The organism is Microbacterium deminutum, from assembly GCF_039530205.1.
Lineage (GTDB): Bacteria > Actinomycetota > Actinomycetes > Actinomycetales > Microbacteriaceae > Microbacterium > Microbacterium deminutum.
The window spans coordinates 698095-716546 of sequence record NZ_BAAAOG010000002.1 but is presented as its reverse complement, the minus strand read 5'-3'; the positions used below and the strand labels follow the sequence as shown (position 1 = coordinate 716546).

Genomic DNA, 18452 nt, shown 5'->3' with positions numbered 1-18452 from the left:
CATTCGACACCGTGAACGACCCGCTACCCGACCGGGCGGCATCCAGCACCACCTGCGACGGACCCGCCACCGCGAACGGCGGCCCCTCCGGCCCCACCGGACCCACCGGCCCAAAACCCGCGTCACCCGCAGCACCGGACATGGCCACACGGTACCAGTGGCCGACTCGCCGCGTCACGGGGGCCGAGGTCGGCTACGTCTCGCGGGTGATCGTGACCTTCACGTGCAGGTGGCTCTTGAACGGCCCGGCGTAGACCCCGCGCAGCGGCGGCACATCCCCGTAGTCGCGACCACGGCCGACCAGCACATGCCGGTCGCCGATCTCGATGTTGTTCGTCGGGTCGAATCCCTGCCACTCGCCCGCGAACCATTCGACCCAGGCGTGCGACTCGCCGGTGACCGGCTCGCCCACCGCCGCGCTCGGCCGCGGGTGCAGGTAGCCGGACACATAGCGCGCCGGGATGCCGACCTCACGCAGGGCCCCGAGGGTCACGTGCGCGATGTCCTGGCAGACCCCCTTGCGCGCCTCCCACGCCTCGTGGGCCGTCGAATGCACGCCGGTGATGCCGTGCATGTACTCCACGGCATCGCCGACGGCGATCGCTATCGCATGGGCCGCGCGCCCCGGGTGGTCGTGCTCGGCCGCGATCGACCTCGCCAGTTCGGCAACCTCGGGATGAGGCCGGGTGCGACCGGTCTGCGACAGCTGCTCGACGGTCTCGATCGACCGGACCGCCTCACGCGCCAGCGCATGCCACGTCACATCCGCATGCTCGAGCGGGCGCGGGCGCACCTCCACGAGCGATCGCGCGGTGATCGTCAGCGCGCCGTGCGGCGACAGCACGTCGAACGCGGCGACGCGCGTGCCGAAGTAGTCCACGTACTGATTGACGGATGTCGAGGGCTCGATGTCGAGCGAGGAGTTCAGCACGAACTGGCTGTCGGTGGAGCCCGGCAGCATCCGCGCCTCGTTGTACGACGCCGAGACGTCGCCCTGATAGCTGAAGCCGGTCTGGTGCTCGATGCGGAGCCGCTTCACGAGATCTCTCCGATCCAGCTCGGCTCGGCCTGCGCCGGGAAGAAGCGGTGGCGGATCGCCTCGGATGCCTCGCGCGTGACGGTCTGAACGCGATGCATGTGCTGCGGCAGCTCGCTGAGGATTTCGCTGACCGGCCGGTATTCGAGGTCGTTGCGAATCTGCCCGAGCGCCCGGAGGACCGTGTTGGAGTGCCCGACACGATCGGCGCGCGGGTCGATCGCGCTCATGCACTCCTCGGCGCGCTGGATCGAGTAGATGATCGAGCGCGGGAACAGGCGGTCGAGCAGCAGGAACTCGGCGGCGTTGCGGGCGCTCGGCATCCCGCGGTACGTCCGCAGGTAGGCCTCGTAGGCGCCGCACGATCGGAGGATCGTGGTCCACGAGGGTCCGGATGCCTCGGTCAGCGACCGCGTCGCGAGCAGGCGAGCCGTCATGTCGGCGCGTTCGATGCTGCGTCCGAGGGTGAAGAACTGCCACGCCTCGTCGCGGCTTGTCGAGGAGTCGACGATCCCGACGGCGAGCGCCGCGCGTTCGCGCACCCATTGGAAGAACTCGTGGACCTTGTCGGTCTGCAGGCGCCGGGGCATCCGCGCGCTCGTCGTGTTGAGCGTCTCCCACAGCTCTGACGAGACGATCTCGCGCGCGCGGCGGGCGTTCTCGCGCGCGGCGGTGAGGGCGTACGAGATGCTCGCGGGATTCAACCGGTCGACGGCGAGCCGCTGGAGGACATCGCCGCGTCGGACGGTCTCGATGCCCTGCGGCGGGAACGAGCCCATGACGCTCAGCAGGGAGCGGCAGGCGGTGTCCTCGTCGATCCACGGGTCTTCGAGCAGCAGCTGCAGGTGCACGTCGAGGATGCGGGCGGTGCCGTCGCTGCGCTCGATGTAGCGCCCGATCCAGAACAGCGACTCGGCGATGCGGCTCAGCATGACCCGGCGCCTTCGAGAGACGACACGCTCGCACCTCCGTCACGCGCCTGCTGCTGCTGCTCCTGCTGCTCGATGCGCGAGCGAGGGCGATCCTGCGGCGAGTGCGTCGGCTCGGGCTGGCCGTCGTAGATGATCGGGATGGCGGCGGTCACCGACGCCGCCTGATCGGCCACGAGCCCGGCCAGGCCGCTCCCCTGGCCGTACTCCACGTGGGCGGGCGCGGAGCCGCCGATGACCCACGTGTCCTTCGATCCGCCGCCCTGGCTCGAGTTCACGACCAGCTGTCCTTCAGGGAGCGCAACCCGGGTCAGGCCGCCCGGAAGCACCCAGACGTCCTCGCCGTCGTTCACCGCGAACGGACGCAGGTCCGCGTGGCGCGGCCGCATCCCGTCCTCGACGAGGGTCGGGATGGTCGAGAGCATCACCACGGGCTGGGCGATCCAGCCGCGCGGGTCTGCGATGAGGCGATGGCGCAGCTTGTCGAGCTCGGCGGGCGAGGCATCCGGGCCGACGACCAGCCCCTTGCCGCCCGAGCCGTCCACCGGCTTCACGACGAGTTGATCGAGCCGGTCGAGCACCTCTTCGAGTGCACCGGCGTCCTCGAGGCGCCAGGTGTCCACGTTCTTGAGGACGGGCTCTTCGGCCAGGTAGTAGCGGATGAGGTCCGGCACGTAGGTGTAGAGCAGCTTGTCGTCGGCGACGCCGTTGCCGACGGCGTTGGCGATCGTGACATTGCCGAGCCGGGCGGCGAGCATGAGACCCGGCGCCCCGAGCATCGAGTCGGCACGGAACTGCAGCGGGTCGAGGAACTCGTCGTCGACGCGGCGGTAGATGACGTCCACGCGTTTCGGACCACGGGTGGTGCGCATGAACACCTTGCCGCCGATGGAGAGCAGGTCGCGGCCCTCGACGAGCTCGACGCCCATCAGGCGCGCGAGGAGAGTGTGCTCGAAGTACGCGGAGTTGTACACGCCGGGCGTCAGCACCACGACGTTCGGATCCTCGACCCCGGGCGGCGCGGAGGCGCGAAGGGCCGCGAGCAGCTTGTTCGGGTAGTCGCCCACCGGCCGCACCCGCATCGACACGAAGAGCTCGGGCAGGGTCTGCGCCATGACCCTTCGGTTCGAGATGACGTAGCTGACCCCCGACGGCACCCGCACGTTGTCTTCGAGCACCCGCATCTCGCCGTGCTCGTCGCGGATGAGATCGATCCCCGACACGTGGATGCGCACGCCGTTGGCACTGTGGATGCCGGCAGCCTGACGGTAGAAGTACTGGGACGAGGCGATGAGCGCAGCCGGCAGCACGTCGTCCCGTACGCAGTGCTGGTGCCCGTACGCGTCGTCGAGGAACGCCTCGAGGGCGCGCACGCGCTGCTTGACTCCGGCCTCGATGCGCGACCACTCCTCGAACGTGATCACGCGGGGGACGGCATCCAGCGGGAAGGGACGCTCCTCGCCGGCGAAGTCGAAGGTCACGCCCTGCGCGAGGTACGAGCTGGCGAGTGACTCGGTACGTCCGCGCAGCTCGTCCTGGGTCATCCGCGCGAGCGCCTGATAGAGCTCGCGATAGGCCTCACGGGATTCGGCGGCTTCACCCGGATGGGCCGGAACGCCGAACATCTCGTCGAACGCCGGCACTCCCGAGGCGGTCTTCCGCGGCGCCAGAGTGGAGCCGTAGCCGTCGAACAGATCGCCCATGCCATGAGCCTACTGTCGGGCGTGTTGCCGAGGTGTTTCGTGGGCGGACGGAGTTGACGGGCATCCGTCCGCCGCCCGCGGTGTCAGCGTGCGCGAGGCCGCGGTTCGCGCTCCCGAGTGCGCCCGAGCGCCAGAGTCAGCGCCACGCCGGCCGTCCCCACGAGTGCGATCCCTCCCGCTGCGAGGAGCGTCGCGCCATCGGGCTGCACGATCGACTGCCCGCGCAGCGCCTGCCAGAGGACGAGCGCGACGACACTCACGTAGACCACGGCTGTCGTCCAGACCAGCCCGACCCGCACCCGGAGGTCGCGCAGCACGCCCACCCGCCGCGAGGCCAGTTCGATCATGATCAGCGCCAGCGGGATGAGCTGCAGCGCATGCATGCCGACGAAGTGCGGGATCCGCAGATCGCCGTGCTCGGTGCTCCAGTTGAGGATCGGGATGCCGGGCCCTCCGTCGATCGCCCCGACGGTGTGGGCGCCGACGATGTCGCCGCCCGCCGCGATCTGCGCCTGGCTCGGAATGGTCATGAGGAACCCGAGCGAGAGGCCGACGAGGCAGATCCCCGCTCCCAGCCGGACGGCGAGGTTGCGCGCCCGATCCCCGTAGGGGGAGAACCACAGCAGGATCGCGGCGACCAGTGTCGCGAGCCACAGCACCGCGATGGTTGCGCCCATGACCGACCAGACGAAGCCGTCGTACGGGGTCGACTGGTTGAAATGACTGCGCGCGCCACGGACCGTCTGGCTGAGGACCGCCGCCATCTCGATGAACAGGGCGACCGATATGACGGTGCCCGCCCACCACGCCGTTCGGCGGAAGCGGCGGAGCTGCCCGATCAGCCACGCCCACGTCACGGCGTAGATGAGCACCGACACCGAGAACTTGAACGGCTTCGCCCAGATCGGCGCGCCGACGAGTTCGCGGTCATCCAGCAGCAGCCCCACGATGCTCACGAGCCCCGTGACCGCCATTGTCGCGGCGAGCGCGATGAGGGGGCCATGCCAGCGCAGTCGCGTGAGTCCTGACGACGTCTCCGCGGTCGTCGCGCTGACGGTCTTCGTCGTGGTGGTCATGATGGGTCTCCCGGAGATCGGTCCGGCGCCCGGAATCGCCGGTCACGTGCGACGCTAGGGATGCCGATCGGCACCGGGAATCCGGCCGGCCCCCGGCCGGATCGGGTGCAGACCCCCAGGTTCTTGCGGCCCTCGCCGTGGACCGCGCGCGTAGGCTCATCTCGTGCCTGCACCTCGCACGAACCGCCGTCTCGCCGCCGCGGCGGCGGGTGTGGCCTCGGCGCTTCTGGGTGCCGGTCTCGGAGAGCTCACCGCCGCCCTCATCGCCCCGGGCGCCAGTCCTTTCGCCGCCATCGGATCGGCGCTCATCGACTTGGCACCGCCCTGGGCGAAGAACGCCGCGATCGCGCTGTTCGGCACGAATGACAAGGTCGCCCTCCTCGTGGGCATCGCCATCGTGCTCGTCATCGTCGCCGCCTGCGCCGGACTGCTCGAGCTGTGGCGGCCGCCGTGGGGTCGCGTGGTCATGCTGGCGTTCGGCGGCATCGGGATCGTCGCGGCGATGACGCGGGCGGATGCCGGAACCCTCGACTGGATCCCATCCACAGTCGCCGGACTCGCCGCGGCGGCCTCGCTGTGGCTGCTGGTGCAGCGGATCCCCGCGGCTCGGCCCGCGGCTCCTCCGTCCGCTCAGCCCGCGGCAGCCGCCGGCGGTGCCGTCGCGCCACCGCCCGCGAGTGCCTCGCCGGGGATGCAGCGGCGCAGCTTCATCGGATGGACGCTCGCGGCGGCCGCCACCGGGCTGCTCGCCGCGGTCGGGGGCACGGTGATCCGCGCCGGCAGCAACGCGGTTACTGCTGTCCGTCAGGCCATAAAGCTGCCGACTCCGGCGGTGACCGCGCCGCCGATCCCCGCCGATGCCGAGCTCGGGATCCTGGGTCTCGCAAAGGTCGTCACGCCGAACGAGTCGTTCTACCGCATCGACACCGCACTGATCGTGCCGCAGATCGATCCCGCCGACTGGAAGCTGCGGATCCACGGGATGGTCGAGAACGAGGTCGAGATCACCTGGGACGAGCTGCTGGCGCTGCCGCTCGAAGAGAGCGTGACGACCTTGACGTGCGTCTCGAACGAGGTCGGCGGCGACCTGATCAGCAACGCGGTGTGGCTGGGGTATCCCATCCGCGAGCTGCTTGCGCGCGCGAAGCCGACCTCGGACGCCGACATGGTGCTGTCGCACTCGATCGACGGGTTCACGGCATCCACACCCCTCGAAGTGCTGCAGGAGGACGGCCGCAACGCGATCCTCGCCGTCGGGATGAACGGCACGACCCTGCCGCCCGAGCACGGGTTTCCGGTGCGGATGGTGGTGCCGGGTCTCTACGGGTACGTTTCGGCGACGAAATGGGTCGTCCAGCTCGAGGTCACGCGCTTCGATCAGGCGCATGCGTACTGGACCGACCGCGGCTGGTCCGAGCGGGGTCCGATCAAGCTGGAGTCACGCGTCGACGTGCCGCGCCGGGGTCAGGGGCTGAAGGCCGGCGATACCGTCATCGCCGGCGTCGCGTGGCAGCAGCACGTCGGTGTCGAGCGGGTCGAGGTCCAGATCGACGAGGGCGAGTGGCGCCCCGCGAAGCTCGCCGCCGCGATCTCGGACGACACCTGGGTGCAATGGAGCTACCCGTGGACGGCCGAGAAGGGCGATCACGTCATCCGCTGCCGCGCGACCAGCAAGGCCGACGAGCTGCAGACCGAGGATGAGGCTCCGCCTGCGCCCGACGGCGCCACCGGCTGGAACTGGCGGACGGTGTCGGTGTTCTGAACCATCGGCGCCGTCGCGCTCAGCCCGCGAGGACGACCCTCAGCTGTTCGACGGCCCAGTCCAGTTCGGTCGAGCGGATGACGAGCGGCGGCGCGATGCGGATCGTCTGGCCGTGCGTGTCCTTGACGAGGACGCCCCGGGCGATGAGCCGCTCGGCGATGTCTCGCCCGGTGCCGACGGCCGGGTCGATGTCGACGCCGGCCCAGAGGCCCGCGACGCGCACCGCCGTGACGCCGCGGCCGATCAGTTCCTCCAGCTTGGCCTCGAGGTGCTCGCCGAGAGCCGCGGCGCGGCGCTGGAACTCGCCGGTCTGCAGCATCTCGACCACGCGCAGCCCGACGGCCGACGCGAGGGGATTGCCGCCGAACGTCGAGCCGTGCTCGCCCGGGTGGATGACTCCGAGCACGTCGCTGTTCGCGACCACCGCCGACACCGGCAGGATGCCGCCGCCCAGCGCCTTGCCGAGCAGATACACATCGGGGACGACGCCTTCGCGGTCGCACGCGAACGTCTCGCCGACGCGGCCGAGCCCGGACTGGATCTCGTCGGCGACGAACAGCACGTTGTGGCGCGTGCAGATCTCGCGCACCGCGCGGAGGTATCCCTCGGGCGGGAGGATGACGCCCGCCTCGCCCTGGATGGGCTCGATCAGCACCGCGGCGGTCTCGGGCGTGATGGCCGCCTCGAGGGCCGCGGCATCTCCGAAGGGCACCGAGACGAATCCGGGCGTGAACGGACCGAAGTCTCTGCGCGCGTCCGGATCGTCGCTGAAGCCGACGATGGTCGTGGTGCGGCCGTGGAAGTTGCCGTGGGCGACCACGATGGTCGCGGCATCCGGTGCGATGCCCTTGATGCGATAGCCCCAGGCCCGCGCGACCTTGATGCCCGTCTCGACCGCTTCGGCGCCGGTGTTCATCGGCAGCACGAGGTCCTTGCGGCACAGCTCCGCGAGCGCGGTGGCGAACAGGCCGAGCCGGTCGTTGTGGTACGCGCGGCTGGTCAGCGTGAGCCGGGTGAGCTGCTCCTGCGCGGCGGCGACGATGGCGGGATGCCCGTGGCCGAAGTTCAGCGCCGAGTAGGCGGACAGCAGGTCGAGGTAGCGCTTGCCCTCGACATCCGTCACCCACGACCCTTCGGCACGCGAGACGACCACCGGAAGAGGGTGATAGTTGTGGGCGACGTGCTCGCCCTCGGCTGCGATCACCGCAGCCGTCGGGTCGGCGGCGATCGAGAAGGTCACTGCGAGGCTCCTCGCAGCTCGAGCGTGCAGCACTTGATGCCGCCGCCACCCAGGAGGAGCTCCGACAGATCGATGAGGATCGGGTTGTAGCCGCGCTCGCGCAGCTGCGCCTCGAAGCCCTTGGCACGCGGCGAGATGAGGACGTTGAGGCCGTCGCTGGACGAGTTGAGACCGAAGACGGCGCCGTCCTCGTCCGAGACGCGGATGGCGTCGGGGTAGCGCTCCGCGAGGATCCGTCGGCCCTCTTCGTCGAACGCGCCGGGGAGGTAGGCGATGTTCGCCCGGTCGACGCCGTCGGGTCCTTCGACCGGATCGAGCACCGAGATGGCGGTGTCGAGGTGGTAGAAGCGCGGGTCGACGAGGTTGAGGCTTACGACCTCCTTGCCGAAGACCTCGCCGAGTTCGCGGTGGCTGTCGCCGGTCGAACGGAACCCCGTGCCGGCGAGGATCGTCTCGCCGACGAGCAGGAAGTCGCCCTCGCCCTCGTTGACCTGCACGGGGTCGACGACATCGAAGCCGTTCCCGCCGAACCATTCCATGAACGCCGGACCCTCGGGCACCCGCTCCTGGAATCGGAACTTGGCGCCGTACGCGACGCCGTCGATGATGAACCCGCCGTTGGCGGTGTAGACCATGTCGGGCAGCCCCTCGATCGGATCGATGAGGTGGACGTCATGGCCGAGCGCGAGGTAGGTGTCGTACAGGGTCTGCCACTGCTGCACCGCGCGGTCGGTGTCGGTCGGGTTGGCAGGCTCCATCCACGGGTTGATCGTGTAGCTCACCGTGAAGTGCTCGGGGCGGCACATGAGGTATGTGCGATGCTGCTGGACCCGGCGGACCGGGCTCGACTGGGTGGCCTCCGCGGCGGGCGCCGTGTTCTGCGTGGACATCTTGCTCCTACAGGAAGGGGCGGCGGACGCTGTCCAGGGGCCCGACGGAGCTGTGTGAAGCCGGCGACTCGGGCACGCCGCATCCATTGTCTCACGCGACGTTCGCAGCGTCGGTCAGGACGTCCCGTCCTCCGGATACTGGAACACGTCGTCGAGCACCACCCCGAAGACCCGCGAGATCTGGAACGCCAGCTCGAGCGTGGGGGAATAGCGGCCCTGCTCGATCGCGATGAGGGTCTGCCGGGTCACCCCGACCCGCTTCGCGAGCTCTGCCTGCGTCAGTCCGGCCTGGTCGCGCAGTGATCGGATGGTGTTCGTGACCCTGGTCGGCCTCACCATCACGCGATCCCGCGCCGGTAGGCGATGACGCTGACCACACCTCCGACGAATGCCCACAGGGCGAACCCGAAGAAGAGCGCGTTGGCGATCCAGAACCAGTCGGCTTCAACGGCGCACAGCGCGATGGCAGTGAGGCCTCCGGCGATGACGAACCCCTGCCCGACGCGACTGCCGAATCTCGCGATGTCGCGGTCGCGCTGGTCGGACTTCCCAACGCCGTCGGGGTCCCGCATCCCGGCGACGATGCCCCATACGATGCTGAGGACGATGGCCCCCACGATGCTTCCGCCGATCGTCCACAGCATGATGGGCACCCAGTCGACGTCCGCGAGCGGACCGCCGCCGGCCTGCTGGACCGTCACGATGATGTAGACCGCCATGGCGATCGCCGACGCGATGAGGCTCGACCATGTGTTGCGCTCTTCGTAGACCATCGCGGGACTCCCATGTAAAGAATGTTTGACACCTTGACAATAGGCCGTCATTGTACGCAGTGTCAAGAATCTTTTACATGGGCGGCACCGACCGATCTTCGACCGGGGATTCCTCCCCCATCACACCTTTGCGGCGACCGCGGTCCCCGCCTCGGCGGGGTGATCGGCACCGAACAGGGCGGCCACCACGTACGCTGCGTCGGCGCCCATGCCGAACAGCGCGCCCGAGGCCGCAGAGTACTGGAAGTCGAGTCCGACGAACGCGAGGCCGCTGCATCCGCGTGCGATGCCCCGGTCGTGGATCGGCTCGCCCTGCGAATCGAGCGCGCCGTCGACGCGGATCCAGCCGAAGTCGGGACGCGATCCCGTGGCCCACACGACCGTCGCCGCATCGATGGCGATGCCATCAGCGGTGACCGGCCGACCGTCAGCGACCGAGTCGATGCGGGCGACGCGAGTGATGCCTGCCCGGTCGAGGTCGGCGAGCTTGTTGCGCACGAGCATGATGCCGCGGCGGGCGTCCCGCGCCGCGCGACCCTTCTCGGTGTCGACCGTCAGGTGGCGCAGGTGCCGGAGGAAGATGCTCGACGTCAGGTTGCCGAACGGGGTGTCGACATCCACCGGCACCTGCCCGGGGTGACGTCCGGAGATCGTCACCTGGTGACCGTTGCCGGCGGCCTCGAGCGCGATGTCGGTGCCGGAGTTGCCCGCGCCGATCACGAGCACCGGACCCGGGGCGAGCTGTTCGGGCCCTTGGTAGTCGATCGAGGTCAGCTGAGTCGTGCGATCGTCGATCTCCGCCGCGAAAGCCGGGAGCTTCGCCACACGATGAGCGCCCGACGCGACGATGACGCGCTGTGCGAGCACGGTGTCGCCGTCCGCCAGCTCGAGCCGGAACCGGCCCGAGCCATCCCTCGTCAATGACACGACGCTCGCGCCGGTGCGGACGGGGATGCCGAACCGCGCGGCGTACCGTTCGAGATAGTCGCCCATCTGCCGGGCGCTGGGATAGCCGAAGAACCCGACGTCGAGTGGCAGCCCGGGAAGGCTCGAGAGGCGGCCAGGACTGAAGATCCGGAGCGACCGATACCGCTCCCTCCAGGAGTCTCCGACGCGGGCGTGCTCATCGAACAGCTCAGTGCTGACACCCCGATCCCCCAGCAGCCGGCCGACGTGCAGGCCGGCGGCTCCTGCGCCGACCACCGCGGTGTCGAGAACTGTTTCGGTCATGATGACCTCCTTCGTCGTTCTCGACGCTAGGTCGAGCGCCGCAGCCGGCACATCGGCAGAAATGACCAATGCGGCTCACGCCGGCGTGGTCATTCCATGCTCGAAGGCGAATGCGGTGGCGGCTGCGCGATTGGGCAGCGAGAGCTTGGCGAGGATGTTGCTCACGTGCCGGGCGACCGTCCGCTCGCTCAGGAAGAGCTCGTGGGCGATGCCTCGGTTGGGCAGGCCACGCGCGACGAGGGCGAGCACCTCGACCTCGCGCGGGGTGAGGCCTCCCGCAGGCGAAGGCGTCTGCGGGGAGGCGATGCGCTCCAGACGCGCGAGATCCGGAGCGGCGCCGAGCGTCGTGAGTGCGGACCGGGCGGCGTCGAACTCGAGCTGCGCCCCTTCTTCGTCTCCGAGTGCGCGCGCGGCGCGACCGAGCTGCACGCGTGTCAGCGCGGCCTCGTAGGGAGCGTCGAGGCGCCGCCACGCCGACCACGATCGCCGCAGCAGGGGAAGAGCCGCGGCGGCGCCGCCGCTCGCGATCAGCACGATCCCGCGCGCCCTGTCGGCCTGCCCGTGCAGGTAGACGGTGCCGAGCGCGTCGGCGAGGGCCTCGAGTTCGGCCCCGGCCCGCTCGGCGGTGCCGAGATCGCCGTCGGCGACCTCGAGCTCCACCTGGGCCGCGAGCAGATCCGCTCGCCGGCTCGGCTCCACCGCGGCATCCAGCGCCCGCGCGACCCCGCTGCGCGCCGCGGCCGAGTCCCCCTCGTCGCGGCGCAGCAGCGCGAATCCCGGCTGCACCTCGCGGCCGAGGTCGGCGGCGAGGCGGAACGCCGCCTCGGCCTCCCTCCGGCGCCCGGCGAGCCGATGGAGCTCCGCAAGCCCGTAGAGCGCGTTCTCCTTGGTCTCGGGACGGCGCTCGCGCTCGGCCACCTCGCTGAGCGTGCGCTCCGCCTCGCCCCACTCCCCGCCGACCCGCAGGACCACGGCGCGCAGCACCGAGCACTCGCCGCGGAACGGCGCCAGGCCCTGCTGCGTGTCGCACCAGGAGCTGAGGTCGCGAGTCCACACGCGGGCGCGCTCGAGATCCCATCGCGCGAGGCAGCTCGCGATCACCGCGCAGTACGCCGGACCGGCGACGCGATCGCCGACGCGGTGCGACGAGATCATCAGCATCACCTGGTCCATCTGCGCGAAGCCGTCTTCGATCCGTCCGGTGCCCACGAGCGCGCGGCCGAGCGCCATCGTGGCGAGCACCTCGACATCCGCGTCATGCGCCCCCCGTGCCAGCGCGACGGCCTGCGCGGCGAGCACCGCCGATTCGTCGCCCTCACCCCGGGCGTATGCCGCGACCGATCGACAGATCGCGACCATGCCTTCCGAGCGCCGGCCCGCACGCTCGGACTGGCACAGCTCGAAGAGCCGGGCCATCCATGCACCCGCTCGGATGTCGTCGCCCTCCTCCGAGAGGGTGAAGCCGATCCAGAACACGCACCGGACGGCGGCATCGACATCGCCGGCCTCGAGGAACGCACGGTGCGCGGCATCCCACGCCCGCTCCGACTCGTCGCCCCGACCGATGAACCACGCCGCGAGCCCGAGATCATCCAGGCCCTGCGGCGACAGGCCGCTCACAGCGGCTTCGTGCGAGAGCTCGTCGAACCGCGACGTCCAGTCGTTGAGCGTCGCAGCGGCCGTCGGGCCGGCGCCGAACGAACTCTGGTCGGGCATGGGCACAGTATCGACCCGGCACTGTGAGGGAGCAATCCCCCGGCTAGATGACCGCCTCCGACCAGCGGTCGGGGTTGCCGAACCGGTGCGCGGTGATCGTGACCGACTGCTCGTGCAGGAACGGCAGCAGCTCGAGGCGGCCCGCCGTGGTCACGTCGTTGTCGTAGACGGCGAGATCCGGGTCGCCCGCGACGGCTTCGGCGAGCGCGCCATGAAGTGCGAGGACGGTCTCGCGCGAACCGACCAGCCTGACCCGCGGCGGACGGGGGACGGATGCCTCGTCCGCGGCCTCGGCCACGATGTCCGGCTTGCCCACCAGGCGTTCGATCCACTGCGCATCGGTCTCGACGAACACGCCGATCCCCTGCTCGCTCAGCGATCGCCGTACCGCGGCCGGCACGCCGACGGGCGCGCTCAGCGTCAGCGACGACCCGGCGCGGATCCCCGCTATGGCGACGCGCAGCACCGCCTGCCAGGTGGCATCGGCGGTGGAGCGGATCGCCACTGCCGAGACGGGCCGATACCGCAACAGGTTCCGTTCGATGCCGAGACCCGACACGTCCTTCACCTGGCCGAACTCGCGGTCCCACGCGATGGCGTCCGAGAGAGCCCCACGCCGCAGCCATTCGAAGGAGTCGTAGTCGAGCGATGGCTGGGCCGCTTCGATCACCGCAGAGATGCGGGAGTCGAGTCCCCGCAGATGCAGCGTCGCCGAGCCGGTGCCACCGGACGTCGCCCGCCACGACCCGAGGCCGACCAGGTAGTTCGGCCCACCTGCTTTCGTGCCGGCGCCCACGGACGAGCGCTTCCAGCCACCGAAGGGCTGGCGCTGCACGATCGCACCGGTGATCCCCCGATTGACGTAGAGGTTCCCGGCCTCGACGCGCTCGAGCCACAGCGCGAGGTCGCCGGGATTCTGCGTGTAGAGGCCCGCCGTCAGGCCGTAGGCGACGGCGTTCTGCAGCTCGATGGCGTGCGTGAGCGAATGGGCGTGCATGATGCCGAGCACCGGCCCGAAGAACTCCTCGCGGTGGAACCGCGATCCCGGCCGAACGCCGGTGCGGATGCCCGGACTCCAGAACCGGCCCTCGTACGCCGGCCCGAGATCGAGGAGCTTCGGCTCGACGAGCCAGTGCTCTTCTTCGTCGAGGGTCGACAGCGCCCACTCGAGCTTCCCCTGCGGCTTCTCGACGACCGGTCCCACTTCTGCGAGCGGATCGGTCGGCGGTGCGACACGGAGGGATGCCGCGGCGTCCACCAGCTGTCGGGCGAAGCGCCGCGAACGCCCCACCGGACCCACCAGGATCGCCAGCGACGCGGCGGAGCACTTCTGGCCGGCGTGGCCGAACGCACTCTTGATCACGTCTCCCGCAGCCAGATCGAGGTCTGCCGACGGCATGATGATCATCGCGTTCTTGCCGCTCGTCTCGGCGAGAAGGGGCAGCTCGGGGCGCCACGAGCGGAACAGCGCCGCCGTCTCCCACGAGCCGGTGAGGATCACGCGATCCACGTCGGGGTGCGACACGAGGCGCCGGCCGAGAGCACCCTCATCGATGTCGACGAGTGCGAGGACATCGCGCGGCACACCGGCTTCCCACAGCGCCTCGGCGACCACGGCCGCGCATCGCCGGGCCTGCGGCGCAGGCTTGAACACGACGCCCGAGCCTGCGGCGAGCGCCGCGAGGACCCCGCCGGCGGGGATCGCGACCGGGAAGTTCCACGGCGGGGTGACCACGGTCAGCCGCGCGGGCTCGAAGACGGCTCCGCTGACGCGATCGAGTTCGCGCGCGGTCGCGGCGTAGTAGCTCGCGAAGTCCACGGCCTCGCTCACCTCGACATCCGCCTCGGCGAACACCTTGCCCGTCTCGGACGCGGCGACCTCGATGAGCTCGCCACGGCGGGCTTCGAGCACGCGCGCCGCTTCCACGAGCACGGCGGATCGGTCGGCGGCCGGCATCCCGCCCCAGCCGATCGCGGCGTGGCGGACCCGGGCGACGATCGACTCGAGCGTGCCCTCGTCCTCGACGCGCGCCGCCGCGATCGTCGCGTTCCCCGCCGTCGACGTCTCGATGCGACCGAGGATCTCGCGCGCCCAGGCGCGGTTGGCGGGGAGCGCGGGATCGGTGTCGGCGGCGTTGCGGAATCCCGGGGCACCGGGTGCGCGCGTCTCCGACTCGCGCGAGGCGAAGATCGCGGTCTCGACGAAGGGTTCGCCGCCGAAGAGCTGCTCTTCGGCGGACGGGGCGAGCGGCGCCGTGTCCTGCGACTCGGTGGCGGCCGAACGGGCGATGCCGAGCACCGTCGCGGTGAGGGCGGCATCCTCGTCCGCGTCGATGCCGCGCTGCAGCCGCGCGCGCGCCCGCGGCGACTCCTTCGGCGCGGCGGAGCGATCCTGCCGCCGGTTCGGGCCGCTGCGCAGCGAGGAGTCCGCGGCGCGTTCGAGCGAGGCCAGGAACCGGTCGCGTTCGCGGTCGAACATCGCCGGCTCATCCGCCAGGTCGAACGCGGCCGACAGGAAGTTGTCGCTCGACGCGTTCTCTTCGAGCCGCCGCACGAGGTAGCTGATCGCGACGTCGAACTCGTCAGGGCGCACGACCGGCACGTACAGCAGCACGTGCCCGACGTCGCGGGCGATCGCCGCGACCTGGCCCTGCGCCATCCCGAGCAGCATCTCGAACTCGACCGCCTCGCGCGTGCCGCGCTCGCCGGCAAGCAGCCAGGCGTAGGCGATGTCGAACAGGTTGTGGCCGGCGATGCCGAGACGCACCGCGGCGGTGTTCTCGAGCTCCAGGGCGAAGTCGAGGCAGCGCAGATAGTTCGCGTCGGAATCGACCTTCGCATCGTAGGTCGCGAGGGACCACCCGTGCATCACGGCATCCACTCGCTCCATCGCGAGGTTCGCGCCCTTGACGAGCCGCACCTTGATGCGCGCCCCGCCCTGGGCGACGCGCCGCTTCGCCCAGGCGGTGAGCTCCGTCAGTGCGGGCAGCGCATCGGGCAGGTACGCCTGCAGCACGATCCCGGCTTCCAGGTCCCGCAGTCGCGGATCCTCGAGGATCCGGGTGAACACCGCGATCGTGAGGTCGAGGTCGCGGTACTCCTCCATGTCGAGGTTGATGAACGTCGGACCGCTCGCCTCGGGCGAGCCGGTCGCCGCCGTCAGGTACAGCGGCAGCAGGCGCTCGACCACCTTGTCGACGACCTCGTCGAAGGCCCACATCGAGATGTGGCTCGCGATCGCCGAGACCTTCACCGACACGTAGTCGACGTCGGGGCGGCGGATCAGTTCGTGGATGCCCGCCAGCCGACGCAGCGCCTCGTCCTCGCCGAGCACCGCCTCGCCGAGCAGGTTCAGATTGAGCTTCGCGCCGCTCTCTCGGATGGCTGCGATCGCCGGGCCGAGCTTGTCGGGCCGCGCATCGACGACGAGATGTCCGACCATCTCGCGCAGCACTCGCCGGGCGATCGGCACGACAGGCGACGGCAGGACCGGCGCCACCGCGCCGCCGACCCGCACCGCGCCGCGCAGATACCACGGCAGGAAGTCCGGGACCAGCGGAGCGACACGGCTCAGATTGGATGCCGCGGCCACGAGGCTCTCCGGGCGCATCACGCCGTCGACGAAGCCGATCGTGAAGGGAAGCCCGTTGGGGTCTTTCAGGACGCCGGCGAGTCGCTCGGCTGCGGGGTCCACGTCGACCTCGGCGCTCTCGGTGGTCCACCGCTGCGCCAGCGTCACGGCACGCGTTGCGAGATCGTCGCCGGATGCCGTGAGGTCGGTGTCCCCCTGATAAGGGTCGGTCACCATGGCATCCAGCCTAAAGGCCGCCGACCCGGCGAGAGTCCTCGCGGGGGAACTCGGGTGTCTCGCCGGGCAGACGGGGGTCAGGTGGTCCGGGCGCGGTCAGGTGCGATCGGTGCGGGCCGCGGGCGCGTCGTCGATGACGGGGTCATCGTGACTCATCGTCGGGTCGGTCCGGGCCGCGCGCGGGCGCATGATGGGCTGCTCCGGCGCCGACTGCGCGTCGGCCACGTCGTCAGCTCGCTCGTCGGCCGTCTCGACGCGGTCGTCGACCGCGGCCCTGTCGTCCGTGGTGGTGCGCGCCACGGGGTCGCTCGCCCCGCCCGCCGTGACATAGGGATCGACCTCGTCCGCCTTGCGGAGGGTCTGCTCCTGCTCAGCACGCAGCTTGTCCGCCTCGGCCTCGTGCTCACCGACGCTGTCTGCCAGGCGCTGAGCCTCGACATCCGACTGGGCAGCGCGCGCCTGCGCCTGCTGTGCCGCTGCGGCCGCGGATGCGGCATCCGCCTTCGCCTGCGCGGCGCGCGCCTCGCCCTCGCGCGCGGCCAGTTCGGATTGCCGCGCATCTTCGCGCAGCTTCACGGCCTTGTCATGCTGTGCCTTCTCGCGCTGCTGGTTGCGGCTGCGCATGAAGAAGACCGCGCCGATGACGATGAGCGCCACGACGATGATCGCGATGATGATCCAGATCAGCACACGTGTATCCATGTGATCACTCCTTCTGAAGTGGGCCCGCGCCGGGTCGCGCAGGGCTCACTCATGGCACGAAACCCGATTCGGCGCCCCGGCGCAGGGGCCTTGCGCGACGCTCGGGGGTGGGCTAGGGCGCTGCGCTTCCCCGGAATTCCGAGCAATCCAGGGGCCTGAGGATCGCCTGTGGATCGCGGCTGAGAGCAGGACGCCCCATTCCGCCCGCTATGGCCACACGCTCGGCGCCTCGGCGCGTGTCGACGGCAGAGCGGATGCCGCAGCCCAGTCATGCACCCAGGGGTCGACATCCGGGAGCCCGTCCGGTCGCCCCAGCGCCGCGAACAGCTCGTCATGCGGCAGGGTCCCACCGGAGCGCTTCAGCATCCGTGCCCGGATGATCGCCCGCGCGTACACCTCGCCCGCCACGACGGCACGGTGCTCCATGTACAGCGCCTTGTCGTCGTGGCCGAGGAAGCGCGACTCGACGTCGAAGCGCTGCCAGGGGTTGAGCGACTTGCGGAACGTGATCGTCTCGCTGGATACCACGGCGTACCATCCCCGGCGCCGCATCGCGTCGGCCATCCCGGTGCGGATCAGCAGATCCCACCGACCGAGATCGAACAGCGACAGGTAGCGGCCGTTGTTCATGTGGCGCAGGATGTCGAGATCCGTCGGCATCGTCGTGAGGCGGATGACCCCCACGGCCGTCGGATCGATGCGCCCGTCGCGACGCGCGCGCAGGCGAGCGAGCAGGGTGATGAGCAGGGTGCGCCAGATCACGTTCACGAGGAGCGATGGTAACCATCGGCACCTGAGGACGCGATTCGGTTGTCGATTCCCGACAGCCTGCAACCGAGACCTCCGACATTGAGCGCTCAAGGCGCATGAGTTGCGACTCAGGTCTTGTGGGCGAATCGCTCGCGCATCCGGACCGGCGAGGTCGTGACCGCACACCACGATCCCGACGAATCCCACCACGCAGGGCCCCCGCAGGGGCCCGCCTCGACAACGCACACGGCCGGATCGAGCTCCCGGCGCTCTCGGGCATCCGCTCGATTTCCCGTCCCGCCGAGCCGAGCGTAGAGTCTGGCCATGGAAGCCGAACTGCAGACCGACATCGTCGTCCGTCCGGTGCGGGACGTCGACGCCGAGGCTCTCGGCCGTGTGCACGCGACGTGCTGGCACGAGACCTACGACCACCTGATCAGCAAGGCCGCATTGGAGAAGATCTCCCCTCGCCGCATGGCCGAGTTGTGGACGCACTGGGCGGTTCAAGGCCCCGAGTTCAAGATGTTCGCCGCCCTCGTCGACGGGGAGATCGTCGGCTTCGCCGGCTCCGGTCCCGCCCGCGACAAGGACGCCCCGCGGTTCCGCGAGCTGTACTTCATCTACCTGCTCGACGCGTGGCACGGCACCGGCATCGGCCAGAAGCTGTTCGACGCCGTCATCGAAGTGGATGAGCAGGTCTACCTATGGGTGGCCGACGACAACCCGCGAGCGCACGGCTTCTACGTCCGCAACGGCTTCGTCGCCGACGGCGCCTCGCACACCGAGCCGTTCCTGGGTGAGACGCTCACCGAGGTGCGGTTCGTCCGCTGACGCCTG

The 18452-nt window shown here is 70.3% G+C and carries 15 protein-coding genes; 2 read left to right on the top strand and 13 right to left on the bottom strand.

Annotated elements, in window-relative coordinates:
• Positions 1-193 precede the first annotated feature (193 nt).
• From ABD212_RS09595 to ABD212_RS09580, 4 genes are all read right to left on the bottom strand, one after another.
• On the bottom strand, positions 194-1039 hold the full coding sequence (locus ABD212_RS09595; RefSeq protein ID WP_344093814.1) for a transglutaminase family protein: 846 nt from the start codon (positions 1037-1039) through the stop codon (positions 194-196).
• Positions 1036-1968, bottom strand: coding sequence for an alpha-E domain-containing protein (locus ABD212_RS09590; RefSeq protein WP_344093812.1), 933 nt, complete (start codon positions 1966-1968; stop codon positions 1036-1038). The genes ABD212_RS09595 and ABD212_RS09590 overlap by 4 nt, the downstream gene beginning before the upstream one ends.
• Positions 1962-3668, bottom strand: coding sequence for a circularly permuted type 2 ATP-grasp protein (locus tag ABD212_RS09585; protein ID WP_344093810.1), 1707 nt, complete (start codon positions 3666-3668; stop codon positions 1962-1964). Before ABD212_RS09585 ends, ABD212_RS09590 begins: the two co-directional genes overlap by 7 nt.
• An 83-nt stretch (positions 3669-3751) precedes the next feature.
• The gene (locus tag ABD212_RS09580) at positions 3752-4744 is read right to left on the bottom strand and encodes a hypothetical protein (RefSeq protein ID WP_344093808.1); all 993 of its coding nucleotides are present in this window, start codon (positions 4742-4744) and stop codon (positions 3752-3754) included.
• A 163-nt stretch (positions 4745-4907) separates the two neighbouring features.
• On the opposite strand from ABD212_RS09580, the gene ABD212_RS09575 reads away from it, so the two are divergent.
• Positions 4908-6506 carry a molybdopterin-dependent oxidoreductase gene (locus ABD212_RS09575; protein WP_344093806.1) on the top strand — a complete coding sequence of 533 codons (1599 nt, stop codon included), beginning with the start codon at positions 4908-4910 and terminating at the stop codon, positions 6504-6506.
• Positions 6507-6525: 19 nt separating this feature from the next.
• Here the strand turns inward: ABD212_RS09575 and rocD are convergent, their stop codons facing one another.
• From rocD to ABD212_RS09530, 9 genes are all read right to left on the bottom strand, one after another.
• Positions 6526-7746, bottom strand: a complete 1221-nt coding sequence (gene rocD / locus ABD212_RS09570) for an ornithine--oxo-acid transaminase (protein WP_344093803.1) — start codon at positions 7744-7746, stop codon at positions 6526-6528.
• Positions 7743-8636, bottom strand: a complete 894-nt coding sequence (gene ddaH, locus ABD212_RS09565; protein WP_344093801.1) for a dimethylargininase — start codon at positions 8634-8636, stop codon at positions 7743-7745. The genes rocD and ddaH overlap by 4 nt, the downstream gene beginning before the upstream one ends.
• Positions 8637-8750: 114 nt before the next feature.
• Positions 8751-8975, bottom strand: a complete 225-nt coding sequence (locus ABD212_RS09560) for a helix-turn-helix transcriptional regulator (protein ID WP_344093799.1) — start codon at positions 8973-8975, stop codon at positions 8751-8753.
• Positions 8975-9409: a hypothetical protein gene (locus ABD212_RS09555; protein WP_344093797.1), complete on the bottom strand. Its 435-nt coding sequence runs from the start codon at positions 9407-9409 to the stop codon at positions 8975-8977. The genes ABD212_RS09560 and ABD212_RS09555 overlap by 1 nt, the downstream gene beginning before the upstream one ends.
• Before the next feature lie 120 nt (positions 9410-9529).
• Positions 9530-10639, bottom strand: a complete 1110-nt coding sequence (locus tag ABD212_RS09550; protein WP_344093795.1) for a flavin-containing monooxygenase — start codon at positions 10637-10639, stop codon at positions 9530-9532.
• A gap of 75 nt (positions 10640-10714) precedes the next feature.
• Positions 10715-12355, bottom strand: coding sequence for a LuxR C-terminal-related transcriptional regulator (locus ABD212_RS09545; RefSeq protein ID WP_344093793.1), 1641 nt, complete (start codon positions 12353-12355; stop codon positions 10715-10717).
• A gap of 43 nt (positions 12356-12398) precedes the next feature.
• Positions 12399-16163 (bottom strand): proline dehydrogenase family protein, encoded by a 3765-nt coding sequence (locus tag ABD212_RS09540; RefSeq protein ID WP_344093791.1) that lies wholly within the window; start codon positions 16161-16163, stop codon positions 12399-12401.
• Positions 16164-16259: 96 nt separating this feature from the next.
• On the bottom strand, positions 16260-16865 hold the full coding sequence (locus tag ABD212_RS09535) for a hypothetical protein (RefSeq protein WP_344093788.1): 606 nt from the start codon (positions 16863-16865) through the stop codon (positions 16260-16262).
• A gap of 207 nt (positions 16866-17072) precedes the next feature.
• On the bottom strand, positions 17073-17633 hold the full coding sequence (locus ABD212_RS09530; RefSeq protein ID WP_344093785.1) for an acyl-CoA thioesterase: 561 nt from the start codon (positions 17631-17633) through the stop codon (positions 17073-17075).
• Positions 17634-17939: 306 nt separating this feature from the next.
• Between ABD212_RS09530 and ABD212_RS09525 the strand changes: the two genes are divergently transcribed.
• Complete coding sequence (locus tag ABD212_RS09525; RefSeq protein WP_344093783.1) at positions 17940-18446, top strand: GNAT family N-acetyltransferase; 507 nt, start codon at positions 17940-17942, stop codon at positions 18444-18446.
• Positions 18447-18452: the final 6 nt, after the last annotated feature.